The 24,189-nt window shown below is 63.3% G+C and carries 24 protein-coding genes; 13 read left to right on the forward strand and 11 right to left on the reverse strand.

Annotated features, from left to right (window positions below):
- Nucleotides 1–96 precede the first annotated feature (96 nt).
- From QMA15_RS03375 to QMA15_RS03385, 3 genes are all read left to right on the forward strand, one after another.
- Nucleotides 97–1,143 carry an ABC transporter permease gene (locus QMA15_RS03375; protein WP_181447565.1) on the forward strand — a complete coding sequence of 349 codons (1,047 nt, stop codon included), beginning with the start codon at nucleotides 97–99 and terminating at the stop codon, nucleotides 1,141–1,143.
- Complete coding sequence (locus tag QMA15_RS03380) at nucleotides 1,140–1,880, forward strand: ABC transporter ATP-binding protein (RefSeq protein ID WP_141488012.1); 741 nt, start codon at nucleotides 1,140–1,142, stop codon at nucleotides 1,878–1,880. The genes QMA15_RS03375 and QMA15_RS03380 overlap by 4 nt, the downstream gene beginning before the upstream one ends.
- A gap of 111 nt (nucleotides 1,881–1,991) precedes the next feature.
- Nucleotides 1,992–2,432 (forward strand): PAS domain-containing protein, encoded by a 441-nt coding sequence (locus QMA15_RS03385; protein ID WP_003943598.1) that lies wholly within the window; start codon nucleotides 1,992–1,994, stop codon nucleotides 2,430–2,432.
- Between the two features lie 6 nt (nucleotides 2,433–2,438).
- Here the strand turns inward: QMA15_RS03385 and QMA15_RS03390 are convergent, their stop codons facing one another.
- On the reverse strand, nucleotides 2,439–3,065 hold the full coding sequence (locus QMA15_RS03390; protein ID WP_019746303.1) for a TetR/AcrR family transcriptional regulator: 627 nt from the start codon (nucleotides 3,063–3,065) through the stop codon (nucleotides 2,439–2,441).
- A gap of 51 nt (nucleotides 3,066–3,116) precedes the next feature.
- Between QMA15_RS03390 and QMA15_RS03395 the strand changes: the two genes are divergently transcribed.
- Complete coding sequence (locus tag QMA15_RS03395; RefSeq protein ID WP_153213364.1) at nucleotides 3,117–4,088, forward strand: sugar nucleotide-binding protein; 972 nt, start codon at nucleotides 3,117–3,119, stop codon at nucleotides 4,086–4,088.
- Here the strand turns inward: QMA15_RS03395 and QMA15_RS03400 are convergent.
- From QMA15_RS03400 to QMA15_RS03420, 5 genes are all read right to left on the reverse strand, one after another.
- On the reverse strand, nucleotides 4,035–5,327 hold the full coding sequence (locus QMA15_RS03400; protein ID WP_290283676.1) for a YcaO-like family protein: 1,293 nt from the start codon (nucleotides 5,325–5,327) through the stop codon (nucleotides 4,035–4,037). The two genes, QMA15_RS03395 and QMA15_RS03400, sit on opposite strands and share 54 nt — an antisense overlap.
- On the reverse strand, nucleotides 5,324–6,664 hold the full coding sequence (locus tag QMA15_RS03405) for a YcaO-like family protein (protein WP_283567416.1): 1,341 nt from the start codon (nucleotides 6,662–6,664) through the stop codon (nucleotides 5,324–5,326). Before QMA15_RS03405 ends, QMA15_RS03400 begins: the two co-directional genes overlap by 4 nt.
- Nucleotides 6,657–8,084 (reverse strand): CocE/NonD family hydrolase, encoded by a 1,428-nt coding sequence (locus QMA15_RS03410; RefSeq protein WP_283567417.1) that lies wholly within the window; start codon nucleotides 8,082–8,084, stop codon nucleotides 6,657–6,659. The genes QMA15_RS03405 and QMA15_RS03410 overlap by 8 nt, the downstream gene beginning before the upstream one ends.
- The gene (locus QMA15_RS03415; protein WP_283567418.1) at nucleotides 8,081–8,893 is read right to left on the reverse strand and encodes a hypothetical protein; all 813 of its coding nucleotides are present in this window, start codon (nucleotides 8,891–8,893) and stop codon (nucleotides 8,081–8,083) included. The genes QMA15_RS03410 and QMA15_RS03415 overlap by 4 nt, the downstream gene beginning before the upstream one ends.
- A 94-nt stretch (nucleotides 8,894–8,987) precedes the next feature.
- Nucleotides 8,988–9,176 (reverse strand): streptamidine-related RiPP repeat protein, encoded by a 189-nt coding sequence (locus QMA15_RS03420; protein ID WP_003943543.1) that lies wholly within the window; start codon nucleotides 9,174–9,176, stop codon nucleotides 8,988–8,990.
- 92 nt (nucleotides 9,177–9,268) lie between these two features.
- Between QMA15_RS03420 and QMA15_RS03425 the strand changes: the two genes are divergently transcribed.
- From QMA15_RS03425 to QMA15_RS03445, 5 genes are all read left to right on the forward strand, one after another.
- Complete coding sequence (locus QMA15_RS03425) at nucleotides 9,269–10,528, forward strand: MFS transporter (protein WP_283567420.1); 1,260 nt, start codon at nucleotides 9,269–9,271, stop codon at nucleotides 10,526–10,528.
- Between the two features lie 84 nt (nucleotides 10,529–10,612).
- Nucleotides 10,613–11,680, forward strand: a complete 1,068-nt coding sequence (locus tag QMA15_RS03430; RefSeq protein WP_290283677.1) for an iron ABC transporter permease — start codon at nucleotides 10,613–10,615, stop codon at nucleotides 11,678–11,680.
- Nucleotides 11,677–12,471 (forward strand): ABC transporter ATP-binding protein, encoded by a 795-nt coding sequence (locus QMA15_RS03435; RefSeq protein WP_020968054.1) that lies wholly within the window; start codon nucleotides 11,677–11,679, stop codon nucleotides 12,469–12,471. Before QMA15_RS03430 ends, QMA15_RS03435 begins: the two co-directional genes overlap by 4 nt.
- Nucleotides 12,468–13,448 carry an ABC transporter substrate-binding protein gene (locus tag QMA15_RS03440; protein ID WP_290283678.1) on the forward strand — a complete coding sequence of 327 codons (981 nt, stop codon included), beginning with the start codon at nucleotides 12,468–12,470 and terminating at the stop codon, nucleotides 13,446–13,448. The genes QMA15_RS03435 and QMA15_RS03440 overlap by 4 nt, the downstream gene beginning before the upstream one ends.
- Nucleotides 13,445–14,128 carry a SagB family peptide dehydrogenase gene (locus QMA15_RS03445; protein WP_290283679.1) on the forward strand — a complete coding sequence of 228 codons (684 nt, stop codon included), beginning with the start codon at nucleotides 13,445–13,447 and terminating at the stop codon, nucleotides 14,126–14,128. Before QMA15_RS03440 ends, QMA15_RS03445 begins: the two co-directional genes overlap by 4 nt.
- A 1-nt stretch (nucleotide 14,129) precedes the next feature.
- Here the strand turns inward: QMA15_RS03445 and QMA15_RS03450 are convergent, their stop codons facing one another.
- The 4 genes from QMA15_RS03450 to QMA15_RS03465 form a co-directional block, all read right to left on the reverse strand.
- The gene (locus QMA15_RS03450; RefSeq protein ID WP_290283680.1) at nucleotides 14,130–14,423 is read right to left on the reverse strand and encodes an SHOCT domain-containing protein; all 294 of its coding nucleotides are present in this window, start codon (nucleotides 14,421–14,423) and stop codon (nucleotides 14,130–14,132) included.
- Nucleotides 14,420–14,872, reverse strand: a complete 453-nt coding sequence (locus QMA15_RS03455) for a DUF6325 family protein (RefSeq protein WP_070384763.1) — start codon at nucleotides 14,870–14,872, stop codon at nucleotides 14,420–14,422. The genes QMA15_RS03450 and QMA15_RS03455 overlap by 4 nt, the downstream gene beginning before the upstream one ends.
- A gap of 3 nt (nucleotides 14,873–14,875) precedes the next feature.
- A complete protein-coding gene (locus tag QMA15_RS03460) occupies nucleotides 14,876–16,525 on the reverse strand; it encodes an MFS transporter (protein ID WP_290283683.1) in 1,650 nt (549 codons plus the stop codon).
- Nucleotides 16,526–16,590: 65 nt separating this feature from the next.
- On the reverse strand, nucleotides 16,591–17,838 hold the full coding sequence (locus QMA15_RS03465) for a hypothetical protein (RefSeq protein ID WP_020968060.1): 1,248 nt from the start codon (nucleotides 17,836–17,838) through the stop codon (nucleotides 16,591–16,593).
- 18 nt (nucleotides 17,839–17,856) lie between these two features.
- Between QMA15_RS03465 and QMA15_RS03470 the strand changes: the two genes are divergently transcribed.
- Nucleotides 17,857–18,444 carry a DinB family protein gene (locus QMA15_RS03470; RefSeq protein ID WP_019746321.1) on the forward strand — a complete coding sequence of 196 codons (588 nt, stop codon included), beginning with the start codon at nucleotides 17,857–17,859 and terminating at the stop codon, nucleotides 18,442–18,444.
- A gap of 1 nt (nucleotide 18,445) precedes the next feature.
- On the opposite strand, the gene QMA15_RS03475 is transcribed toward QMA15_RS03470, so the two are convergent.
- Nucleotides 18,446–18,625, reverse strand: a complete 180-nt coding sequence (locus tag QMA15_RS03475; RefSeq protein ID WP_060938715.1) for a hypothetical protein — start codon at nucleotides 18,623–18,625, stop codon at nucleotides 18,446–18,448.
- A gap of 1 nt (nucleotide 18,626) precedes the next feature.
- On the opposite strand from QMA15_RS03475, the gene QMA15_RS03480 reads away from it, so the two are divergent.
- From QMA15_RS03480 to QMA15_RS03490, 3 genes are read left to right on the forward strand one after another with little or no spacing between them, the layout of a single operon-like run.
- Nucleotides 18,627–19,262, forward strand: a complete 636-nt coding sequence (locus tag QMA15_RS03480) for a TetR/AcrR family transcriptional regulator (protein ID WP_080909317.1) — start codon at nucleotides 18,627–18,629, stop codon at nucleotides 19,260–19,262.
- A gap of 25 nt (nucleotides 19,263–19,287) precedes the next feature.
- Entirely contained in the window at nucleotides 19,288–20,985 is a 1,698-nt protein-coding gene (locus QMA15_RS03485) for an AMP-binding protein (RefSeq protein ID WP_211918988.1), read from the forward strand.
- The gene (locus tag QMA15_RS03490) at nucleotides 20,982–24,179 is read left to right on the forward strand and encodes a carboxyl transferase domain-containing protein (RefSeq protein ID WP_290283686.1); all 3,198 of its coding nucleotides are present in this window, start codon (nucleotides 20,982–20,984) and stop codon (nucleotides 24,177–24,179) included. Before QMA15_RS03485 ends, QMA15_RS03490 begins: the two co-directional genes overlap by 4 nt.
- Nucleotides 24,180–24,189 lie beyond the last annotated feature (10 nt).

Consider the following 24,189-nt stretch of genomic DNA (forward strand, 5'->3'; position numbering starts at 1 on the left):
ATGGTTCTTTCGAGCGCTGGAATGTCGATCCGAGGTGCGATGGTAAGAGTCTGCATCCGCGAGAGCGTAGAGGCAAGCACAGGAAAGGAATTCACAGTGTTTGTCGCAATGAGGGACTTACGGGCAGCGCGAGGTCGTTTCGCGCTGATCTCCGTCGTGGTTCTGTTGGTTGCACTTCTGGTCAGTTTTCTCAGCGGGTTGACTGCAGGACTTCGCCATCAGAACGTGTCGGCCATCGAGGCCATGAATGCCGACACGGTGGTGTTTGCAGACACCGGAGCTGGGGCGTCGTTCGACGAATCGGCGCTCACACAGGACCAGGTCAACGCCTGGGCCGGGGCCGCGAAGGATGTCGACCCCATCGGAATCGGCCGCGGCAAGGCAGGATTGGCCGACGGAAATCAGAAGTCGGTGGCCCTGTTCGGTGCTGACGGCGGTTTCGGTGACGTGACGCCGTCGGCGTCAGGCACGGTGGTGTTGAGCGAAGGTGCCGCCCGCGATCTGGGGGCGGGCGCCGGCGATCAGGTGAGCGTCGGTACGCAGCAGTTCACCGTCAGCGACGTTCGCGGTGACGACTGGTACAGCCATTCGCCCGTCGTCTGGATGACGCTCGGTGACTGGCAGGCGGCCAATCCACGCGGCGGAGTTGCGACAGTACTGGCTGTCACCGGAGCCTCCGACGCTTCCGCAACGGACAAGTCAGCCGCGACGACGTCGACGACGGTCAGCGGTTCGCTCGACGCGATCGGTTCGTACAAGTCGGAAAACGGGTCGTTGACGCTGATGACGCTCATGTTGTTCGCGATCTCGGCCCTGGTGATCGGTGCGTTCTTCACGGTGTGGACGATCCAGCGAACCCCGGACATCGCGACGTTGAAAGCGCTCGGCGCGACCACCGGTTCTCTCGTGCGCGACGCACTGGGCCAGGCGCTCATCGTCCTGATTGCCGGCGTCACCGCCGGAATCGGGCTGACGGCCGTGGCCGGCTCGCTGATCGGAGACGCCATGCCGTTTGTCCTGGACGCATCGACCACCGTCGTACCTGCCGTGGCATTGATCGGGCTCGGTCTGCTCGGCGCGGCCTTTGCACTTCGATTCCTCTCGACCACCGATCCACTCACAGCATTGGGGAGCGCACGATGACCGTCACAACCGGCACCACAGTTCTCGACATCCAGAACGTCGATCTGACATTTCCCGACGGGCAATCGCGGGTGACGGCGCTGGACGACGTGTCTCTGCGACTGCACCGCGGCGAGATCGCCGCGATCACCGGACCTTCGGGTTCAGGCAAGTCCAGCCTGTTGGCGGTGGCGTCGACCCTGATCCGTCCGGATTCCGGGCACGTCTATCTCCGCACGCCGGAAGGCAGCACCGACATCGCGGCGCTGAGTCGGCGGGCGGCGTCGGAGCTGCGACGCTCGTCGATCGGGATCGTCTTCCAACAGTCGAACCTCGTGTCGTCGTTGACGGCTCTGGAGCAGCTCGAGGTGATGGCGCATCTGGGGCAGTCCGTTTTCACGTCACGGACCCGTCGCAAGGCCGTGAAATCAAAAGCGATGGATTTGCTGGACGCTGTCGGGCTCGCGGATCAGAGCGGAAAACGACCGTCTCAGCTGTCGGGTGGGCAGCGACAGCGCGTCAATCTCGCGCGAGCATTGATGAACGATCCGCAGCTTCTGGTGGTCGACGAGCCCACCAGCGCGCTCGATCAGGAGCGCGGTGCCGCTGTCATGGATCTGATCATCGGGGTGGTGCGGGAACGCGAGGCGGCAACCCTTCTCGTGACACACGACCGAAGTCACCTGTCTCGGATGGATACTGTCTATCGTGTTGTTGACGGTTCCTTGGCGGAGGACCAGGAGGCGCTCGCGGCGTAACTCAGGCGGGCACGATTCGGGCATTCGTCACTGCATCCGGGCGGGAAGTCAACCCGCGATTTGCTGGGCAGTTAGACTGTTGTCGACTCGGGCAACTTGAGAGGACGTGTTATGGAACGCCGCCGCAATGTTGCGCAGCCGCCACAATCGCCGATTGCGGATCTGGAGCAGATGCCTGCTCTGATTCTCCTCGACAGGCTTCCGGTGCCGGTCATGGCCGTTCACCGCGACGGCAGCATCGTTTTTGCCAACCCGTCCTTCGCTGACATGCTGGGATATCCCAAGAAGGCCGTCTCGGCTTTGCGTTTGCAGGACATTCTCTACGACAAGGATGCCGACGACGTCAGTGCCGAGCAGGCTCATCGTGAACTGAGTTCCGAGCCGGGCTCGGTCAAGGAGTTCGTGCACTCCGACTCCACGTTGGTGCGCGCGACGGTCAGTCAGTCTCTGCTCCGACGGGACGACGACACGATCACCCTCGCCGTCCTTCACGATCTGACGGAACGCCTGTGGAACAACCCACGGCACATCGACGACAAGCCCACCAAGTAGTCCCAGCTACTTCCGGGATTTGACGGTTCGGTCCAGGCCCAGGGTGGCGGCAAGGGTGTTGACCACCCATTCTTCGTACTTTTGGCCGGTCCAACCCGCGCCGACCACGAGGTCTGTGTACGTCTCGGGACTGAGCAGCGTGAGTGCGACGTTCACGGCTGTCTCGAGGTCGACGGTTGGCGCTTTTTCGACTATGCCGACCATCAGATGTTCCTGCACCGTGCGTCGCTGAGTGCGGTTGATTTGCCACAGGCGGGCGGCGTCCTCGTCGGCGGAAGCGGCAGCCCGCAGTGCCAACAGGATGTCTGCGGTGCGCTCCAGAATGAGCCGTCCGTGGTGAACCTGAATCCGGAGTTGCCCGAGTGGATGTGGGGCGCCTAGTGCTGCCGCCACCCACGGACGGTCGAGAGTTGCCGTCTTTTCCTCGTCGCCCGCAACGGCCACGTCGAGCAGTGCTGACAGCACGCTCGGCTTGTTGCCGAACACAAAATAGACACTCTGCACCGACACGCCCGCCGCCGCGGCAAGCTGTTTGATCGTGGCGGCCGCGTAGCCGGGATCGACAAAAACTTCCCGCGCTGCCTCGATGATCTTGCGCCGCGCCGACGTGTCTTCCCGAAGAACCTCAGTCATGATTAGAGTTTAACTCTAGAGTCGAACTCTAGCGACTCGGGAGGCGAAATAATGACGAAGGTTCTTGTACTCGGTGGCTACGGTGCCGTCGGGATTCCCCTGATGAAACAACTCGCGAAGGTCCCCGAAATCTCCGCGTACTCCGCCGGGCGCGATCGTGCCCGCGCGGACGTCGTCGTTGATCTTAAAGAACCAGGCGCGTACGCGGCTGTGGTTCGAGACTTCGATGTCGTGGTGAATGCGTCGGGTTTCGAGGACGTTCGCCTGGCAGAAGAAGCGGTACGCGGTGGGGCGGCATTCGTCGACATCACGGCAACCTCGAGCTACTGCGAAGAACTGGAAGCGGTCGACGGCCCAGTTCTGATGGGCGTCGGATTGGCACCGGGATTGACCAGTGTCCTTGCCGCCGAAGCGCATCGACTCGGCGACGGACCCGTGGACATCGTGATCGGCCTCGGCGGCGGAGAACTACACGGACCGGCCGCGACGGCGTGGACGTACGGGATGTTGGGAACGAGGTTTCCCGATCCCGACGGGCGATCGATCCGGAACTACACCGGGATGAAGACGTTTCGGATGCCGGCGGACGCGACCGGGTACCGATCCGGTCCTGCTGTGCGGGCGGACTTTTCGGACCAACATGCGTTGACGCGCGACCTTGGCGTACCGGTGCGGACGTACCTGCGATTGGACACGTCCACCGCGACGCTCGGGCTTGCGGCCATGACGTGGGCGCCCGCCCTCCAGAAGGTAGTGCCGAAGAAGCTGTGGGGCTCGGATCGTTGGGTTGCGATGGCACGAACGGATACCGGCCCGGCGCTGTGGGTTTCGGGGCGTAGCCAGTCGGCCGCGACGGCAACCATCGCCGCGCGTGCCGTGCAGGTGATTCGAGACAGTGCAATCTCGAAGCCGACTTGGTTTCACGCGGTGGAGACCGCAGAGTCGTTACAACTGGCAGTTCCGGAACTGTCAGTGCGGCAATGGGATGGTACGAGGCGGACGTCCGGCAAGACCGTCGACTAGTCGGGGCGAGCCGAGAAACGGCAATCCGGCGGCCGCATTGGTGAGACAACCGGGAACGACGACGCGGACGACGCGCAGGCCGGCGCGGAGAACATCAGTTGTGGTCAGATCGACCCATGCCGGCCTGAAACCCGAGCCTGTCAGTGCGCTTTCGGTGTCGATGGGTGACGTCTGAGAGTCGAGGTCCACCTCGCCGACGACGGCATCTGCCAGCTCACTCTCGAATCGTGCTTGGATCTCCGGGTCCAGGTGGAGCTGCAAGTGGCATCCGTAGTCCATGACGTCGGCAAAGTCCGATCGGTAGGCGCCTGCATAGCTTCGGTCAGCTCGCCAAGGCGCAAGCGGGCTGGTCGGGGAGGCCGCGGCTCGACCGATCCCGCTCTCCGGGTCGTCGTAGTCGGCGGAAAGAAGTTGCAGCTGAAGCGCTTCCCCGAGCGACTTGAACGCAGCCGTCTGTGCTTCTTCGTGGCAGGCGGTTCCCATGGTCGAGTATCCGGTGCGGTGGTCGCGGACGAGGGCGCCGAGTACCGGGATCCCGAAATCACTCTCGAATGCCAGCCATCTCGTCGACAGGGTTTCGTGATTGCCCAGTCGAAGGAGCTGCTCTGGCATCCCGGTGACAATCCGAACGCCGCGCCTTCCGGTCCAGGAGAGCGTCATCGCGTCGCGCTCGACTATCTCGCGCACTGCATTCCGTATCGCGAATTCCGTCGTGGGACCGGCGGCGAGACCCGCCTGAGCTACTGGAGAGATCGCCGGACCCGTCCGGGCGACGAAATGAGGATACGAACCCCAGACGAGTTCGGCCGGTACCCAGATATCCGAACCCGTGATCAGGTCGACTCCGAGAGTCCAGTCCAACTCGAGATCGTCGGTTGGTTCGACGAACGGGAACTGTGGCTGCGCGTACTGGGCGGCGTCGAAACGCGCGAGTTGTGACAGGTCGATGCTTGCTCCGATCAATGCATCAGCCGACCCGCGGACGATCGGTTTGGCGACGATGTTGCCGCAATACCGTTCCACCGCTTCGCCTATCGCAGCTGCGGTAGGCCGCGCACGGTCACCTAGATCGAAGCAGTATCCGGCACCCGCCGAGTCGCTGGACCAGGGTGAAAAGCGTGCCGAATCGCAGACATACGAGTGAATCAGCTTGAACTCCGGCGGAAAGTGCTGGGGAACAACGGCGTCGACCAACTCTCGAATGATCCCAGTTCGGCGGTCGACGAGCAAAGACCTCATGCGAGAGGGACCGGCAGATGCAGATGGGTGGTCGATGCGCTGGTCAATCTGCTACCTCCAAGAAGGGGAAAAGCTGCCGGGGCATTGTTGTACAGACCGGGCGAGAGGACACGGACGACGTGTAACCCGGCAATCGAGATGTCGCGAGTAGTGAGATCGACGGAAATCGGTTGGTACCCTCGAGACGTCAGAAGGACTACCAGAGAATCAAGATTCACAGGATCTTCGTCGGGAACCTCTGATACCGAGCGTGTTTCGGTGTAGTCGAAAAGATGCTCTTCCGCTGCCTCAGCCATCACGGGGTCGAGATACAGCTGGGCGACGGTCGGCAGATCGACGACGTCCTTCCACTGCGCATCGAACTCGTCCCGGTAACGACGGTCGGCCCGAAAGGGTTTGTACAGGTGCGCCGGCAGCGTTCCGTCCGCCACGCTGCGCCAGGTCGGCCCGTCGGGGTCGGCGAGGTCGATCGTGATGGCAAGTACGGCGTACGCCTCGACAAGGGCCTTCGAGACTGCCGCCTCCACCGTTGGTCGACAAGCTGTGCCCAGCGCGACCAATCCACGTCGGTCATCCCGGATCCACACTGCGGCGACGGGAATGCCGAAGGGGGAGGGAAGCAGAAGCACTCGAACGCTCCGAGTGTCGCTCTCCAGATCCCCGAGTTGGCGGTGCACAGGTAACCGCTCCCAGTCGGCGAGTTCGATTGCCGGCTGTGACCGGTCCCCGCACCACCACAGTGCGGTGGCATCGCGTTCGAGAAGTTCCAGCAGAGCTGACATCTCGGCCTCGGCGCGTGAGCGTCCCGCGGCGATTCCGGCGTACTGCAACGACGCGATCGGTGGTTCGCCGCGACGGGTGCCGGTGTAGTACCCGAGATAGGTCAGGGCGGCCGGCACATAGGTGGGCACTTTTTCGTCCATGGTGTGACCCAGCGCCCAACGGATTTCCAGAGCCGATGTGAAGGGAACAAAGGGGAATCGGGGAAGGCGGTACTGGTCCTCGCTGTACAACGCAAATTTCGCGGGATCGACGACCCGTGAGCCTGCCAGTTCCAGCGCTGACGCACTGCTGCGGATCAGATCTTCGGGGACTACGTTGCCGCAATATCTTTCGACAGCCTCACCGGTTGCAGCACCGCGAGCTGCTGCGTCGTCGCGTATCGAAGCCCCGAATCCGTAAGGGTCCGCGCGAAACAGTGAACCGCTGCCGCCGATGTTTCTGGTGTCGGCCACCCTCGCGGCCCAACCGACCCAGCCTGTCGGCATGTCCGAGCGAATGTGTGGTTCCAGTGAGGTCAGCACGCCGCTTCGGGCGTCGACCAGCAAGTCATCCACCGGCAGTTCCTCCGAGTATCGGCAGGGTCAACGACCCGGAAAATGATTGGTGCAGTGCGGTACTGCGTGTTCCTCGATAGCGATCACCGTCTCCGAGATTGCGTGCGAGCCGTGGGAAGTCCGAGCCGGCGATCCGCAGCGTCAAGACATCACCCGCGCGCACAGTGTGCAGCACGGGATCCAGATCGATTGTCACCATCGTCGGCTGCAGGCTGACGCCGGCCCCACGAGCGATCGACCTGGTGACTCCGGCGCTATCGACGACGCTCAGCTCGACGATCCAGTCAGCTTCGCCCTCGGGCGAATGCACCTTCAACTCCACCGAAGGCATTCCCGACAGCACACACTCGACCTCCATGTCGAAAGTCCAGACAACACAGTCGTTTCGGCCCTCGTCTGCGTGGTGCGTGAAGTTGAAAGGCGCCGTCCTCGGGTCTGGTTCGAGACGAACGCGATTCGCACCCGTGACATACGGTTCGGTCGACCATTCGCCTGCACCCCGGTCGAACACCCGATTGATGGTCACGGGCCGCGCCGAGAATATCGATTCCATCCACTCGACCTGAAGGCGGCCGAAACTTGTCTCGCCGACCATTCCAGGGCGGAGGTCGTGCCCCCAGGGACCCACGATCAAACTCTGCGGCGCACGCCACACGGATGCGAAGTGCCGCAGTGTCTCCCGAATCATCGCATCGTCCCAACCGCCGATGTGCAGCCCGGCGACGTCGAGTTCGGAGAGTTCGTCCGCGGACACCAGATCATCGCCACCGAAGTCTTCGCGCTCACGAGCGCGACGGATCGGCGTCAACCAGCCCGGTGAATCGGAGGTCAGGCCAACCTCCTCGATCATCGACTGCACCGGGAGATGTTCCAGCAAAGACGAATCCGAGCGCATCAGGGCAGGGATGAAACCCTCACGAGAGGAAGACGAATCTCCGTGCTCGCCCCACCACGCCAGATGCTCGGCGAGGAGAATTATCCCCGAGGGATCACGTTTGACGCGGTCGCTTCCGATGGTCGGCACTTTGGAGACGACGCCGCGAGCACGAAATGCCCGATCGGCGCCGTTGGTCTCGGCAGCAAACGCCCACGCAGTTCCGGCCGCATACGAAGCCCCGCTTGCGATGACGCACTCGGGTGTCCACGGCTGATCCTGCAGCCACTCGGCAAGGGCGGCGGCGTCCTCGCGCTCGTGGACGTAGGGTTCCCAAGATCCGGTGGAATCGTGCCGTCCACGTACGTCCTGACAGATGAAGGCAATTCCTCGTGATCGCCATTCGAGCCCCTCGGCCAGATGCCACCCGCGTCCGTACGGGGTTCGGATCACGATCAATCCTCGAGGTGAAGAATCTGGGAGAAGCACATCCGTAGCCAGCGAAGAGCCGTCTGCTGCCGGGATCTTCACTCCGAGTGAGATCACCGGAGCGTCGGCGAAGGTTCGAGAACGCCGCCTGGCAGTGGTAGCACGGGATGTCGAGTCATCATCAGGGTTCGTGGATTCATCCGGATCTGGTGGTGAAGGTGTGATGGCGGTGCGCCGTAAGAACTAGCCACGACGTCCGAACATGCAAGTGCACTGACCATTGCGGCTGCGGTGGGTGAAAGTCCAAGCGGACGACGTTCGCTGTCGGCGAGGTGGTTCCACAGAGCCAGCAGGTGATCCGGTACACGTGACGCGGCTAGCCGCCGACCGCAGACGTCCCGGTAGCTCGCGCTGTCGATGCCGTCGAAGAAGGGACCGATGCAGATCTCACCCAGCTCCGTGTGGACGCGTTGCCACGGAGTTCGGCTGTGGCGGCACCAGGTATCGAGTTCCGACCACGCGTCGTGAGGAGGAGCGTCGGCAACCGACAGTACGAGGTCCGAAGACGCAACGTCGTCTTCGATTGGCGCAGTGGTGGATACGACGTCGAGGTCCGGAAGAGCCTTGGAGAGCAGAGCGATGCAGGCATCGGCAACGGGTCCGACCCCGTCCATCAGCACACGCTGTGGGGCCGGAATCTCTGGCACTTGACCTGGAACAGCCAGCACGCCGCGATAGACGAGAGCGTCGGCGATCTCGATCGCTCCCGGGCCGAGCACCGAACCAGACCGCCGGAGAAAGTTGTCGAGTTCTGCGAGAGCTTCGGCCGGCGCACCGATCGTGACTGCGTTCTCGTCCGGTGTCAGGTAATGCCAAACACCGTCCGGTGTCGGATACAGGTGGTGTCCGTCGGCGAGGGCGTACACGGATCTCCTTGTCGGTGCCCGCACCCGACGAGTCGGATGCGGGCGGGGTCATCGGCAGATCAGACCGTCGAAACGGTCTGGATCAGGGAAGGTTTCAGCTCTGGAAGCTGAACGGGTTGTCGACGAGGGCGTTGGTGCCCACACCCTGCAGAGCGTGTGCGGACGTCGCCTCGGCAACCGGCTCGAAGGTGAACGGGTTGTCGACGAGGGCGTTGGTGCCGACGCCCTGGAGTGCATTGGCCGGAGCCGAGTTGGAGACGCTGTCGAACGAAATGTTGCTCATTGTCATCCCTTCCGTAATGGAAACCATTTCCATTACGATGCCACCGTACGAAAGATCGCCACGGAGAGCAACAGGTACAAGAGAGTGCATACATGAGCGAGACCTCGACGACGGGATCCGCCGAAGCGCAACCACATGTGTTTCGGGACAGATCGTTTCGATTGTTCTTCACGGCTCGCACGATTGCCGTGGCCGGTGCGGCCGTCACCGGAGTGGCAATGCCGATCCTGGTGTTCGACATCAGCCGGTCTCCGTTTCTCACCTCGCTCGCGGCTGCGGGGACGGTTCTGCCGTACCTCGTGTTCGGCTTAATCGCGGGCGCCGTGGCAGACCGAGTCAACCGGCGGACAGTCATCCTGTGTGCGCAGGCCGTTGCTGCTCTTGCCTTGGCGAGCATTCCGGCGGCGCAGGCGCTCGGTGTGTTGACGGCATGGCATGCGGTCGGCGTATCGATGTGCATCGGAACGTGTTTCGTGTGGTTCGATGCCGCAGCTTTCGGAGCGTTGCCTGCGCTGGTCGGTCGGCAGAGAATACCGGCCGCCAACGGTGCGCTGTGGACTTCCAGCACGCTCGTCGATGTTGCCTTTCCGGCTATTGCCGGAGTGCTCGTGGCGTCGATCGGCCCGGCCTACGCATTGGGTGCTGATGCACTGGCCTACGTATTGGCCGGGCTGGCCATGGCGTCGATCGGAGCCTCGTTCGCGAGTACTCCTGCGGCGCCGAAGAAGTCGGAACCCGGAATTGCGCGTGACATACGCGAAGGCCTCAGCTTCCTCTGGCAGTCTCCGCTCCTGCGAGCCTTGACCGGCGTCGGCTTTGTCAATTCGCTGACGCAGGGTGCTGTCACGGCGCTCCTGGTGGTGTACGCGTCCGGGAGGCTGGGGATTTCGACGTCGAGTCCGATGATCGGGGCCGTGTGGACAGCAGTCTCCGTGGGTGGTGTGGTCGGCGCAGTCTTGCTCCCACGCCTACCGGCCCAGTGGCCGGTCGGCGCGATCACTGTCGGTGCGTTGACCATCGCCCCGGTGGTGCTGTTCGTCGTTGCGACAACCAGCAACACCGCCGCCGCGATCACCGCTCTGACCGTCTACTCCGGCTGTGCGACTGTCACCATCCTCAACGGCATCGGTGCACGTCAGCGTCTGACTCCGGATCGTCTACAGGGGCGCGTGAACACCACGGCGAGGATGGTCGCCTGGGGTGGTTCGCCGGTGGGTGCCTTGATTGCCGGGGCAATTGCAGCACGTTGGGATATCGGCACCGCCTACCTCGTTGCGTGCAGCTTTGCGCTGGTCGGGGCACTCTTCGCGTGGGTGAGCGCCCTGCGGACCGATCCTTGTCCGCACAGATGAGCATGTCACTATTAATGAAAACGACTGTCGTTATGGTTAGATCCACCTGTTCATGCCTGTGAACCCCACCTCTTCAGGAGTGCGATGACGCTGACCAGCGAAGCAGTACCTGATGCCCCGTCGCGTGCGCATCCCGTCGGCGACCGCGGATACGTCCCGTTTCTGTTGGCCACGGCCGTGGTCCTTGCCACCGTCTCTACCGTCGCGGTGTGGTCGGGCGCTGCGTCGCTGTCCTTCGCCGACGTATTCGCGGTGTTGTACGCGCACGTCGGTGGACCGCCGGTCGACCCGCTGCTCGATCGGATCGTGTGGGGACTGCGGGTCCCGCGCATTCTGATCGCGGCACTGGCAGGTGCCGGGTTATCACTGGCCGGCGCGGTACTGCAAGCGTTGGTGCGCAATCCGATTGCCGATCCGTACATCTTGGGTGTCGGTTCGGGAGCGTCCTTCGGCGCAGTGCTGATCATGACGACGGGCATCGGAACCGGTCTGTCGATCGGTGTTCCGGTGGCAGCCTTCCTGGGGGCCATGGTTTCCCTGATCGCGGTTCTCGTACTGGGTCGGCGCGAGGGAATGCTTGTCCCGCTGCGCATGGTCCTGGCCGGAGTTGCCATCGGCTATCTGCTCTCGGCTGCAACAAGTTTTGTGCAGTTGCGCGCCGATCCGAGTCAGCTTTCAGGAGTGCTCTTCTGGCTACTCGGTTCGGTGAGCGGGGCAGGTTGGTCGGATCTCGGTGTGCCCGCCGCGGTGATCACCGTCTGTGCGGCAGTGCTGTTGACGAAGTCTCGCCAACTCAACGCGCTGGCGATGGGAGACGAGAGCGCGCAATCGGTGGGCGTCGACGTGCGCCGTACCAGGTTGCTACTACTGGTGATCGCGTCGTTGCTGACCGCGGTTGTTGTATCCGTTGCCGGCGGAATCGGTTTCGTGGGGCTGCTCGTGCCGCACGCCGTACGACTCCTCGTGGGATCCGACCATCGCAAGCTGCTGCCGGCAACCGCGCTGGTCGGTGCAACCTTCCTGGTGATCGTCGATCTTGCGTCTCGGATGTTGGATGCGCCCAACGAATTACCGCTCGGAATCATCACCGCCGGATTGGGTGCTCCGTTCTTCCTCTGGTTACTTCGACGCGACGGAGGTGCGCAGTCATGAGATTGTCGGCCAGCGGGATTCACGTCGTTCGAGGTGGGCGTCTGGTGGTTTCCGGCGTAGATCTCGAAGCGCCCGAGGGGAGCGTGGTCGGACTCGTCGGGCCGAACGGCAGTGGAAAGTCCTCCCTCCTGCGCGCGTTGTACCGCTCGATGAAGCCGCGAAGCGGAATCGTGAAGGTCGACGAAGTGAACGTGTGGGACGATCTCTCGCCACGATCCGCAGCACGCATCATCGGTGTTGTGGGGCAGGAGCATTCATCCGACTTCTCGTTCAGCGTCCGCGAGGTGGTGGCGACGGGCCGGACGCCGCATCACAGCGCATTCTCTCGACTCGGTGAAATCGACCGGGACATCGTCAGTGCCGCACTGGCACGAACCGGTATGCACGGCTTCGGATCACGACTCTTCGCCGAACTGTCCGGCGGAGAAAAGCAGCGTGTGATGTTGGCCCGGGCGATCGCTCAACAACCGTCGGTGCTGGTCTTGGACGAGCCCACCAACCACCTCGACATCCGAGCTCAACTCGAACTGATGGAATTGGTCGCCGAACTCGGTACTACGACGATTGTCGCGATCCATGAACTCGCCTTGGCCGCAGCGTATTGCGACTACGTCTGTCTGCTCTCCGGCGGGGTAGTTGTCGCGACAGGACCAACGGCCGAGGTCCTCACCGAGGACCTGCTGTCCGAAGTATTCGGGGTTCAGGTGCATCTCGGCACTCACCCCTTGACCGGGCGTCCCTTGCTCTCGTTCGCCCCTCCGCTACTACACACGAAAGAAGCAGTGTCTTGAAATCCTCGATACGTACTGCCGCGCTGTTGTGCTCGGCCGTTACCGCCACTGCAGTACTGACCGCATGCGGAAACTCCACGGCGGATTCGGCGACGTCGTCGTCCGAGAAGATTTCCGTCACCAATTGTGACCGCGAGGTCACGTTGCCCAAGACGGCGGAGCGGATTGTCTCGCTGTATCCGTCGATGACAGAGCTTCTGATTCAACTCGGTGCCGCCGACCGCATTGTCGGACAATCGAATACCGATCTCTCTCCTCCCAGCCCCGAACTCGCGGATCAGTTCGCGGCCGTGCCGGTACTGAGCACCGGAGTTCCCGCGAAAGAAGCATTGCTCGACGCCCGTCCGGATCTGATCGTCTCCGACGGGGAATACTGGTTCGACGGTGACCGACTGCAGAGCATGGACGAATTGCGTGACCTCGGCATCCCGATCTTCGTGAACAGCGGCTACTGCCACAAGGCGGTCACCGAGGGGCGGATCGACGACGTCTGGTCCGACATCGACGGTCTCGGTGCCCTGACCGGAACAAGTGACGAAGCAGCAACTCTCCTGGCAGATGGCAAGAAGTCGCTCGCAGAAACCGAGGCATCCGTGGCCGGGAAGGAGCCGGTTCCCACTGTGATGGTTCAGGTTTCGGAGGGGCAGTCCTACGCTCTGGCGAGGGGCCTCTACAGCAGCGTGCTCGAGGCGGCCGGGGGAAAGAACCTCTACGAGAGCGACCTTCCGGATGGGAAGTACTTCGGCCAGGTAGCCACCGAATCGATACTCGCGAAGTCGCCGCAGGCAATTCTTGTCGTTTACTCCACCGAGTCGGCTCGGGAATCCACACTCGAGGCTGCTCGCACGGCATTTGCCGGGACGCCTGCCGCGACGTCGAATGCGATCTTTGCCGTTCCGGAGGCGTGGTTCGCCGGTGAATTGGTGTCGATCGACGGGGCCGGCGAGGTGTCTCGCCTGCTGCACCCGGGTTCGTGACCGCACTCGAGCGAATCGAGGCCGTCGTATCGCTGCATGCAGCGTTGGACCGGACGGTGAGTCCGTCGGAGCTACCGTTCGACGAGCACGCACTGCCGCCGGTGACGTGTGAATCCGTGGACCTGCCGGCCCCGACGTCACTGCCGGCCCTCGGGTTCGCGGACGTCTTGCAGGCACGAGGGAGCCGCTACGACCCCGCACAGACGGCACTCCGAGCAGGCGAGCTGTCAAACGTGTTGCACCACAGCCTTGTCAGCAGCCCGACCGCGGGCGGGATGCGCGAACTGACGGTGTTGATGGGTCTTACCCGGCCCTGTGATCCGCTCGGAGTCGGGGTGTACCGGTACGCCCAGGGCCGCGCCGAGGCTGTCCGGCCAGGCGACGTGCGAGAGCACCTTCGAGCGAGCCTTCTCCAACCCGAGTTCGTCGACGTGTTCCCGGTTCTTCTGTTTGTGGTCGCCGACGTCGAAGCTCCGCTCGAGAAGTACGCGATGCGGCACTACCGCACGATGCACGTGGATGCCGGTGTGCTGGTTCAGAATCTGTACCTTGTGACCGAGGCGATGGGACTTGTGGGCTGCGCCATCGCAGGATTCACGGATGCGCGAGTGGCGTCTCTGTTGAATCTCGCGACGACGCAGCTTCCCGTAATGGCTTTTGCACTCGGGCGGCCCAGCTAGTTCAGCCGAGGATGCGCGCCTTCTGGGTCTCGAACTCGGCCTCCGTCAATACGCCGGCATTCTTGAGTTCGCCCAGCTTGGTGAGCTGTTCGAGCTTAGCGTCCATCGACATTTCCGATTCTGCCGGAGCTGCCTGCGGCGGGAGGGGCGGTAGATCGGGAATCGGCGGCACCGGCTGGATCTGCGCTGCGCGGGCCTGATCTTCGGCGGCCCAACGGGTCCGCTGACGGCGCTGAACATTGCCGTGAATGGAGCTCGCGACGGCTACCCGGCCGGCTCGCCTCAAGAAACTCATGCGTCCTTCTCCGTGGTATCCGGTGCGGTGTTGTCCAGTGCAGCAGCCAGTTCGTCCACGCTCAGGTGACCTTCGGTGACAACCTTTGCGCCGCTGCGGGTCCAGGCCTCGATGACCGGCAGTATTGCCAGTTCCTCGTAGACGAGTACGGCGGCAACACTTCCGGCAGCCAACTCTTCACCAACGGCAGCGATGTCGCCGGCGTCGAGCAGCCCGGAGGCAGCGCCGTCGAACTGCGCCAGATCGAAATCTGCGAGTTCGAAGGTGGACGCGGGTACGACGGATACCGATCCGTCGGCGGCTTTGGTGACGAACTCGAGGTCGAGGATGCGGATCACTCCGGAGTCGACGAGAGTGAGCAGCTGCTCGAATCCCGCGGAGGTCGGTGCACCGCTGGGAAACTCGACGGCAACGTATTCGATCGGACCGAATTGGTCTTGGTTGGACATCGGTTACTTCTTGCCCTTCGTGGGTTGCGGTTCTTCCAGAGCAGGTACTTCGTTGGGCATGCGCCCGGCCGGAATGATGGCGAGCAGAGAGAGCCCGGCGAGTACGAGGAGCGAGGTTCGCAGTGCGCGCAGGCGCGCTTCGGTGTTGATCCGGATGGCTTCGTCGATCTGTGCTTGTGTCGCGGAGGTGTTTTCGAGCGTCACGACGAGTTGATCGTTGGGGACGAAGTTGACCTGGTCGAGATTGATCCCTGACTCGACCTTGAGCGATGCCGGGATGGTGGGGTTGTCGATCAGTTGCGAGCTGACGAGGGTACCGAGGATTCCGACGGCGAACACGCTGGCCACCGCGATGCCGACGCTGCCGGACATGTTGTGTACCAGTCCTCGCCAGGCACCGACGTCACCGGCCAGTTCCTTGGGGGCTGCGGTGAGGAGGGTGTTGAACACCAGCGCAACGATGGCGCCCTGCCCGAGGCCGAGGGTGATCAGGCCGATGACAACAAAGATCTGATGCCAGTCACCACGAATGGTGAAGGCCAACAGGATGAGTCCAGCGGCAACAACGACGAACCCGGCTCGTGCGATCAGACGCGGGGAGTACGTCTTGTACAGGCGCGCGACGACGGTGCTCGCGATGAAGATCGAGAGTGTGTACGGGATGATCGAGAACGACGTCTGCAAACTGCTGCGGCCCTGGATGATCTGCATGTACAGCGGAATGAGGAAGTTGGCCGCGGTTCCCACGAACATCATCGTCGCCATGCAGATCGTGGTGGCGCGCTCGGCGCCGGTCTTGAGGACGTCGAGGTTGAAGAGCTGAGGCTTGTTCTGCGCCTTGCGGCTTCGCGTCCACTGGAAGAATCCCTGCGCGCAGATGGTGCCGAGGACGATCAGGATGGCCGCGGGTGAAACACCGATGACCGAGAACGGCGCAGCGTCGGTGGCCAGGATGACGCCCCACGAGTTCAGGCCGCTGAAACCGAAGCTGAGCAGGATGACGGCAACGACAGCCAGTGCGGCGCCGGCCCAATCGATGGTGATGTCCTTCTGCGGGGGAACAGGTTTGACACGGAAACTCAGGACCAGGTTGACCACGGCGAGCGCCACGACGAGGGCGAAGGAGTAACGCCACCCGATGGTCGTCGCGAAGGAACCGGCGATGAGTAGTGCCAGCACACCGGCTGCGGGGATTGCTGCTGCCAGGTAACCGATGGCCTTTGCCTGCTGATCGCCATTGAAGTTAGTGGCGATGAAAACCGTCAACGCGGGGGCGATGAGGGCGATCACGGCGCCGGATGCGGCTTGCGCCACGAACAGCATTGCCGGGCTCTGGCTCAGAGCGACCGCAGCCATCGCGAGACCGTGAATCGCGACGGCAATCTGGAAGACCAAACGCGTCCCGTAGCGGGCGCCGATCTTGGCGCCCAGCAGAATGAAGGCAGCCATGGCAAAGGTGCCTGCGGTGATCGCGGTGCCGACACTTGTTGCAGGAGTGTCGAGATCGGTGGTGATGCCGGCCATCGAGACGGTCAGCGCATTGACGGCGAACGACGCCTGAATCTGCGTGAGGACGACCACGATCAGTGGTAGCCAGGAGGCGGTGGTTACAGCGGCCGACGTATCGGCTGCGCCAGGCTTTACGGACATCATGGGTCACGCCTTCCTCGACACTGCGTGTACTCGCGGCGTGCCCGGATCAGCCACGCACGGTTACATTAGCCGGAATTGTGCTGAATGGTCGCCTGCAAGTGGTTGGTTTCTTCGCGGTAGACCACCATCTCCCGTTGCAAGGCTCGCCGGAAGCGTGGTTGCTCGGCCAGGAGTACGGCCAGGACGGTCAGCAACAGCCACGTCGCGGCCGCGCTCGCGAGGAGCAGCAGGACCGGAATCCACGGCCCGCCCATTTGTTCGAGCAGCGTCGTCTTGGCCCAGACTCGCCAGTAGAGCATCAGATTGACGATCAGTCCGACACCGTACGAGATGACGAAGGACAGCAGGAACTGCTTCCACGTGCCGTCGTGGCGCCTCGCCGTCATCGGTTCGGCCCGCAGCGGCAAGGCCACGGACATCACGTTGGCGACACCGAGCCACAGCAGGATCATGGTCAGTACCTGACCGCACGCCTTCACCAGATCAGCACTGCTTCCGGAGCGCCACGCGAGGATGGCACTGAGCAGGAACCCGGCGCTGCCGACGAGAAGCAGCATCATCGCATTCTTCGCGACGAGGACGTGCCAGAGCCTGGTTCCGCCGGACAAAGCAGCACGGACGCGGCCGGCGTCGAAGCTGAGCGCATTGGTGCACACGACGCTTCCGACCACACCCGAGAGTGCGTACAGCGCAAGGTAAGGCAGTCGATCTTCCTTGGCGTCCCACTGGAAGAGGCGAATGAATGCCAGGTACGCCAAGCCCATTCCGAGGCTCAGCCCCAGTCGAAAAGCGATCGACCGAGGCTTGCCACTCACGACGTGCCGTGCTTCCTCACGGATCCGGGAGCCGAGACCCTGCACGTGCCGGACGACGGGGTTGCCCGAGTTCAGCGGGACGTAACCGCGGATCGCGGCGGCGACGGTATCGGTATCTCCGGCATCGAGCGCGGCGACGCGTGCTTCGAGAACCGCAAGGTGGGCGGCGCGCAAGGCTATCCGCGCGGTGGTCACCGCGGCGACGGCGTCGGCCTCGGCCTGCGCGGCGGTGCTGATGCCGGCGTCGGCGGGCAGCGGCGGCTGCAACGTCGTGATCAGTTCGAGTTGGCGAGCCATGTGCGGCGACGGCGACAAACCGCTGTACGACGGTCGGCTCAGCGCTGATCGTTCGTCGTCGAGCGAATCACGCACGGACGCGGCGGCCTTGCGGACGGCTGCCGGGTTGTGCCAGCGCACCGACCGGGCGTCACGCTCGGCGGCGACGGCCCGGGAGGCAACCTCGGTCAGATCCTCCACCGCTGTCAATGTCTGCTCCACTCGGTTTAGGTTGGTTTCATGACCACCAACTCGGAAAAGGAAGATCTTCAGCGGTACCTGCAGGCAGCACGTGACGCGCTCGTCTGGAAGCTCGACGGGCTGTCGGAGTATGACATTCGGCGTCCGATGACCCGGACAGGGACCAACTTGTTGGGACTGGTCAAACACATGATCGGCGTCGAGCTCGGGTATTTCGGTCCGACGTTCGGCCGTCGGGTTCCCGATCTACCGGCGTGGTTGCGTTCGGAGGAACTCAACGTCGACATGTGGGCCCGCGCCGATGAGTCCAGTGCCGACATCGTCGAAACCTATCGCCGCACCTGGGCTTTCGCTGACGCCACGATCGAGCAGCACGATCTGGACGCCCCCGGCTTCGTGAAGCACTGGCCGGAGGATCGTCGCGACGTCACATTGCACCGGATACTCGTTCACGTTGTCACCGAGATCCATCGGCACGCCGGCCACGCGGACATCGTGCGGGAGCTGATCGACGGAGCTGCTGGGATGAAGGCGGGCGACAACAATCTGGCTCCCGGTGATGAGGCGTGGTGGGCCGAGTACAACGACCGTCTGGAGACGGCGGCACGCGAGGCCCACCACGCCTGAACTACTCGAATACCGCTGCCGCACCGATCACCACGACGACGATCGCCGGGCCGACCATGTCGCCGGCCCCACGGGTGATCCGGGAGACGATTTTCTTCTCGCCCATCTTCGCGACTGAGCCGACGAGAACGGCGGCGAGGATGCCGCAATTCTTGACATTGACGTCAACGTCAACACACACTGTGACGGTGACCACCAGCGAAACGCAGGAGCGAGCGCGGACAGCCCGCAAGCTCGGGGACGGTCCACGTCGGGCCGGCCTGCTCGATACCGCTGCTCTCTGTTTCGGCGAACTCGGATACGACGCCGTGACCGTCGAGACCATCACCACCAGGGCCGATGTGTCCCGAGCGACCTTCTACGCGTACTTCTCGTCGAAGGACGAGGCCTTCCGTGCCGTCGCCGAAATGATGTGCCGACGGTTTCTCGACGCCCAGCACATGGAGGGGCCAGCGGCCGAGGATCTACGCGAAGTTCTCAGAACGACCACGTCGGCGTTCATCACGGCCGTGTACACCTACGGGGACCTGCTCGCGGTGATCGAGCACCGGGCGCGGGTGGATTCCGAGGTCGAGCGCAGTTGGTCAGCAGTTCGCGAAAAGCTCGTGAGCCGCTACGTACGCTTCGTCGAACGTATTCGACAGGTTCACGATGTAGATCCCTGCGTTTCGCCCCCGGTGCTCGTTCAGATGATCTCGGACGCACAGATGGCCGGTGGAGCACGACTGAGTAAGGCGAGTGTCGAAGAGCAGAACCAGTTCATTGCAGATATGACGACGATGTCCGAACGGTTGATCGGGTTCGAAGAGTCGAAATAGATTTCTTTTACGAATGGAGTGATCGGTGGCAGAACAAGACGTGCTCGAAGCGGCTCTGGCGGAAATCTCTGCGCTGCAGCAGGCGCATTGGCCCGCCGGGATTCCCCGCGCCGTCGAGTATCCGCTCGAAGGCGGGGGACTTGTCGACTACTTGCGGCATTGGGCGCTCGAGCGGCCGGATACTCCCGCAATCGTCTTCTACGGCCGCGTCATCACGTACGCCGAGTACGACGAGCTTTCGGATCGTTTTGCCGGATGGCTGCTTTCACTCGGAGTCGAACGAGGTGATCGCGTCGGCGTTCACCTGGTCAATTGCCCGCAGTTCCACATCGCGATGCTCGGCATTCTCAAGGTCGGTGCGGTTCACGTGCCCATCAATCCGCTCTTCCGTGAACACGAATTGATTCACGAACTCAACGATGCCGGCGTCAAGGTCCTACTGACGCAGAACACTTTCTCGAAGCTGGTGAAGAAGGTTCGCTCACAGACTTCACTCGAACACGTCGCGAAGACCGCAGTATCGGACATGCTGACTGCGATCCCCACCGTCGAACTGCCCTTCGAGGTCGACGATCCGCGCCTGAGCGACTGGCAGTCGATCATCACCAGTGAGCGGGCGACTCCCGTTGCCACCGAACTCGATTCCCTCGCCGCCCTGAACTACACGGGCGGAACGACGGGAATGCCCAAGGGCTGTGAGCACACTCAGCGCCACATGGTTTACACCGCGGCCACCGCGACGCTTGCCGGTGGTGACCAGGTGGGCGCCAATCCGCCGGTATCCCTGGTGTTTCTGCCGATCTTCTGGATCGCGGGTGAGGACTTCGGCATTCTGGTTCCGCTCGTCAACGGCGGAACCGTTGTTCTGCTGAACCGTTGGGATGCGGAGACCACGCTCGACGCGGTCGAGACCTACGGTGTGACCTCGCTGGTCGGAACCGTCGACAATTACGTCGAACTGATGGACACATCAGGGTTCTCGGAGCGAAATCTCTCGACACTCCAGAACGCCATGGCAGTCTCGTTTGTTCTCAAACTCGATCCGGCCACGCGCCAGCGGTGGCGCGAGGCTACCGGCGGTGTTCTGCGCGAAGCGAGCTACGGCATGACCGAAACCCACACCGCGGACACGATCACCCTCGGTTTCCAGGACGGCGACTACGACTTGAAAAGCGAGCCGGTGTTCTGCGGAATTCCGGTGCCCGGTACCGACGTTCTGATCGTCGATCACGACGGCAGGCCGGTTCCCGTCGGCGAGCACGGGCAGATCATCGTGCGCAGCCCGTCCATCCTTTCCGCGTACTACCGCAACGAGGCTGCCACCGCCGACGCCATCCGTGACGGCTGGTTGCAGACCGGCGATGTCGGAAAGTTCAGTGAGCGTGGTGGTTTGCACTACCTGGCGCGAAACAAGGAAATGATCAAGACCAACGGCATGAGTGTTTTCCCCTCCGAGGTGGAAGCGCTGCTCATGCTGCATCCCGCGATCGAAAAGGCTGCGGTGGTACCGAAACCGGACCAGGACAAGGGGCAGGTGGCTTTTGCGTTTGTCCAGCTGGTCGAGGGTTCCGACACCGCGGCCGACGAGATCGTCTCGTGGGCCAAGGAGAACATGGCTACGTACAAGGTGCCCGAAGTGGAAGTGCTCGAGGCGCTTCCGATGACTGCAACAGGAAAGGTGCGCAAGGGCGATCTGTTCGAGCGCACTCAGGGGGAAAAGTGAGACTGCTGATTGCGAACCGCGGCGAAATTGCGCTGCGGATCATTCGAACTGCCCGTGAACTCGGGATCGAAACGGTGTCGGTTTACGCCGAGGACGACGCGTCCAGTCCGCACGTCGCGGCGGCCACGGAGTCGGTGCCGCTCGGAGCTTCGGGCGCATCCGCGTATCTCGATCAGAGCGCACTGCTGAAGATCGCGGCCGAAACGGGCGCCACGCACGTGCACCCGGGCTACGGATTCCTCAGTGAGAATGCCGAATTCGCGCAGGCGTGTACCGAGGCGGGCATCGTCTTCGTCGGCCCGGACGCCCAGGTTCTCCGGACTTTCGGCGACAAGGCCAGCGCCCGCACTGCGGCGGTCGACTCCGGCGTACCGGTCCTGCCGTCGACATCGGCGAACGCCGACCTCGACGAGGTGCGTGAATTCTTCGAGCGCAACTCCCGCGGCATCATGATCAAGGCGCTCAGCGGCGGCGGTGGCCGCGGCATGCGCGCGGTGCGCGACCCGAAAGCGCTCGACGACGCGTACCGTGTGTGTGCGGCCGAAGCCCAGTCGGGGTTCGGCAGTTCGGCACTGTTCGCCGAGGTACTCAGTGAGCACGCTCGGCACATCGAAGTGCAGATCGTGGCGGGGCCGGGGCAAGGCGGAACCCACGCGCTCGCTCTGGGTGACCGTGATTGCAGCGTCCAACGTCGGCATCAGAAGTTGATCGAGGTTGCGCCCGCGCAGGGGCTGTCGGGGGCCCTGCGCGAGCGTCTTCACGCTGCGGCCGCAAGGCTGTGCGCCGAGGTCGGCTACCGAGGCATCGCGACGGTCGAGTTCCTGGTCGAGGAACGCGGGTTCGTCTTCCTCGAAGTCAATCCCCGAATTCAGGTGGAGCACACGGTGACCGAGGAGGTCACCGGAATCGATCTCGTCGCCGTGCAACTCGCGATCGCGGACGGGGTTCCGTTCGAGGACCTGGACCTGCCAACCGGAATTACCGCTGTCGAGAAGGTATCGGAGACAGTCGGATCCGTGGCAAATGCGTCGGGGATCGCGATACAGGCCCGCGTCAACATGGAAACCATGACGCCGGACGGCAATGCGCTGCCGTCCTCCGGCACGCTCGACAACTTCACTCCTCCGGGCGGACCCGGCGTGCGAGTGGACACCTTCGGTACGGTCGGACTCTCGCCGAGTGCGCGTTACGATTCGCTGCTGGCGAAGGTCGTCACCCACACGCGTCGATCGGATTTTCCTGCCGCTGTGCGCAAGTCGACTGCTGCTTTGAGTGAGTTCACCATCGACGGCGTGGCGACCAACCTCGAATTCCTGCAGGCACTACTGTCGGACAAGGACTTCCGCGACGGCCTGGTCGACGTCGACTGGTTGGGTTCTCGATTGGCGGACCTCGTTCCCGAAGCGGGCCCACAAACACCCTCCGCGAGTGTGGACATCGCGCCGGACGAGGACGTGGTCCGTGCACAGATGGCGGGAATCGTCGTCGAACTTGCCGCAGTCGGTGACGGCGTCCATGCGGGTGGCCAGGTCGCAGTCCTCGAAGCGATGAAAATGCAGCATGTTCTCTCGGCGCCCGGTGACCTCGAAGTGGTCCGGGTCCTGTCGTCACCGGGGAGATCGGTGAGTGCGGGCGAACCGTTGCTCGTCGTCCGTAGCGCAAGCTCGGGATCGAAGCTCGCCGAGGTCGACGAGGTGGACCTCGACGACGTACGTCCCGATCTGGCGGAGATCATCGCTCGCCACGAGGTGACCCTGGACGCGGCGCGGCCCGCGGCAGTGGCCAAGCGCCACAAGCTGGGGCGGCGGACTGCTCGCGAGAACGTCTACGACCTGGTCGACGACGACAGCCTGGTCGAGTACGGCGCTCTCGCACTGGCTGCGCAGCGCAGTCGGCGAAGCGAGGAAGACTTGATCGCCAACACTCCTGCTGACGGTCTGATCGGCGGAGTGGCGACCATCAGCGGTGGCGAGAGCGTCGTGATCTCGTACGACTACTCGGTGCTCGCCGGTACCCAGGGCATGCGCAATCACGCCAAGACCGACCGCCTGCTCGAGATTGCCGATCGCAAGCGAGTTCCGGTAGTGCTGTTCGCGGAAGGCGGCGGTGGTCGCCCCGGTGACACCGATGCAGGGGCAGGAGCGGGCCTGGAACTGGGAACCTTCCGTGCCATGGCGGCGTTGAGCGGCCGCGTACCCATGGCCGCTGTCGTGTCCGGCCGCTGCTTCGCGGGCAACGCGGCCCTGGCCGGTGCCTGCGACGTACTGATCGCGACGCCCGACGCCAACATCGGCATGGGAGGCCCTGCCATGGTCGAGGGCGGCGGGCTCGGAAACTTCCGCCCCGAGGACATCGGCCCCATCGACGTGCAGCGCCGTAACGGCGTCGTACACCTGGTGGCTGACGACGACGCTCATGCGGTGGCGCTGGCGAAGCAGTACCTCGGCTACTTCCAGGGCGCGAGCCAGGCGTGGACGGCTCCGGATCCGCGGCTCTCCCGGCACGTGGTCCCGGAGAATCGCCTGCGCTCGTACGACGTTCGTGGAGCGATCGAGGCGATCGCGGACGTCGACAGCGTCCTGGAACTGCGTCGAGATTACGGTCGCGGTGTAGTGACGGCACTCGTTCGTGTCGAAGGAGTTCCGTACGGTGTGCTGGCGAACAGCAGCGAGCATCTCGGCGGAGCGATCGACGCGGAAGCCTCGGACAAGGCTTCGGATTTCCTGGAACTGCTCGAAGCGCACCGCATTCCTCTGGTGACCCTTTGCGACACACCGGGATTCATGGTGGGCCCGGACTCGGAGGAGGAGGCGACGGTCCGAAGGTTCGGCAGATTCTTCGTTGCCGGTGCTCGCCTCACGGTGCCGTTCGGAACGATCATCCTGCGCAAGGGTTACGGGTTGGGCGCCATGGCGATGGCCGGTGGTTCCTTCCACGCACCCGAGTTCACGGTGGCGTGGCCGACCGGCGAGATCGGGCCGATGGGTCTGGAAGGTGCCGTGCGCCTCGGTTTCCGTAAGGAACTCGAATCCGTCGAAGACCCGGAGGCTCGGGAAACTCTGTTCGGTCAGTTCGTGGAACTGGCCTACGCACAGGGCAAGGCGCTGATGGCGGCGACCACGTTCGAACTGGACGATGTCATCGATCCCGCCGACACCCGCGCCTGGATCAGGCAGCTCGGCAGAAACAGTTGAGATCCTGCTG

Origin of the sequence: Rhodococcus sp. APC 3903 (assembly GCF_030407755.1) — a bacterium.
In the GTDB taxonomy this organism is placed as follows: domain Bacteria; phylum Actinomycetota; class Actinomycetes; order Mycobacteriales; family Mycobacteriaceae; genus Rhodococcus_F; species Rhodococcus_F erythropolis.

What these genes read in the sequence shown, in the direction of transcription:
- QMA15_RS03380 (WP_141488012.1), top strand. Translation starts at nt 1,140, where the DNA reads ATGACCGTCACAACCGGCACCACAGTTCTCGACATCCAGAACGTCGAT.
- QMA15_RS03385 (WP_003943598.1), top strand. Translation starts at nt 1,992, where the DNA reads ATGGAACGCCGCCGCAATGTTGCGCAGCCGCCACAATCGCCGATTGCG.
- QMA15_RS03390 (WP_019746303.1), bottom strand. Translation starts at nt 3,065, where the DNA reads ATGACTGAGGTTCTTCGGGAAGACACGTCGGCGCGGCGCAAGATCATC.
- QMA15_RS03395 (WP_153213364.1), top strand. Translation starts at nt 3,117, where the DNA reads ATGACGAAGGTTCTTGTACTCGGTGGCTACGGTGCCGTCGGGATTCCC.
- QMA15_RS03400 (WP_290283676.1), bottom strand. Translation starts at nt 5,327, where the DNA reads ATGAGGTCTTTGCTCGTCGACCGCCGAACTGGGATCATTCGAGAGTTG.
- QMA15_RS03420 (WP_003943543.1), bottom strand. Translation starts at nt 9,176, where the DNA reads ATGAGCAACATTTCGTTCGACAGCGTCTCCAACTCGGCTCCGGCCAAT.
- QMA15_RS03425 (WP_283567420.1), top strand. Translation starts at nt 9,269, where the DNA reads ATGAGCGAGACCTCGACGACGGGATCCGCCGAAGCGCAACCACATGTG.
- QMA15_RS03430 (WP_290283677.1), top strand. Translation starts at nt 10,613, where the DNA reads ATGACGCTGACCAGCGAAGCAGTACCTGATGCCCCGTCGCGTGCGCAT.
- QMA15_RS03435 (WP_020968054.1), top strand. Translation starts at nt 11,677, where the DNA reads ATGAGATTGTCGGCCAGCGGGATTCACGTCGTTCGAGGTGGGCGTCTG.
- QMA15_RS03450 (WP_290283680.1), bottom strand. Translation starts at nt 14,423, where the DNA reads ATGAGTTTCTTGAGGCGAGCCGGCCGGGTAGCCGTCGCGAGCTCCATT.
- QMA15_RS03455 (WP_070384763.1), bottom strand. Translation starts at nt 14,872, where the DNA reads ATGTCCAACCAAGACCAATTCGGTCCGATCGAATACGTTGCCGTCGAG.
- QMA15_RS03460 (WP_290283683.1), bottom strand. Translation starts at nt 16,525, where the DNA reads ATGATGTCCGTAAAGCCTGGCGCAGCCGATACGTCGGCCGCTGTAACC.
- QMA15_RS03470 (WP_019746321.1), top strand. Translation starts at nt 17,857, where the DNA reads ATGACCACCAACTCGGAAAAGGAAGATCTTCAGCGGTACCTGCAGGCA.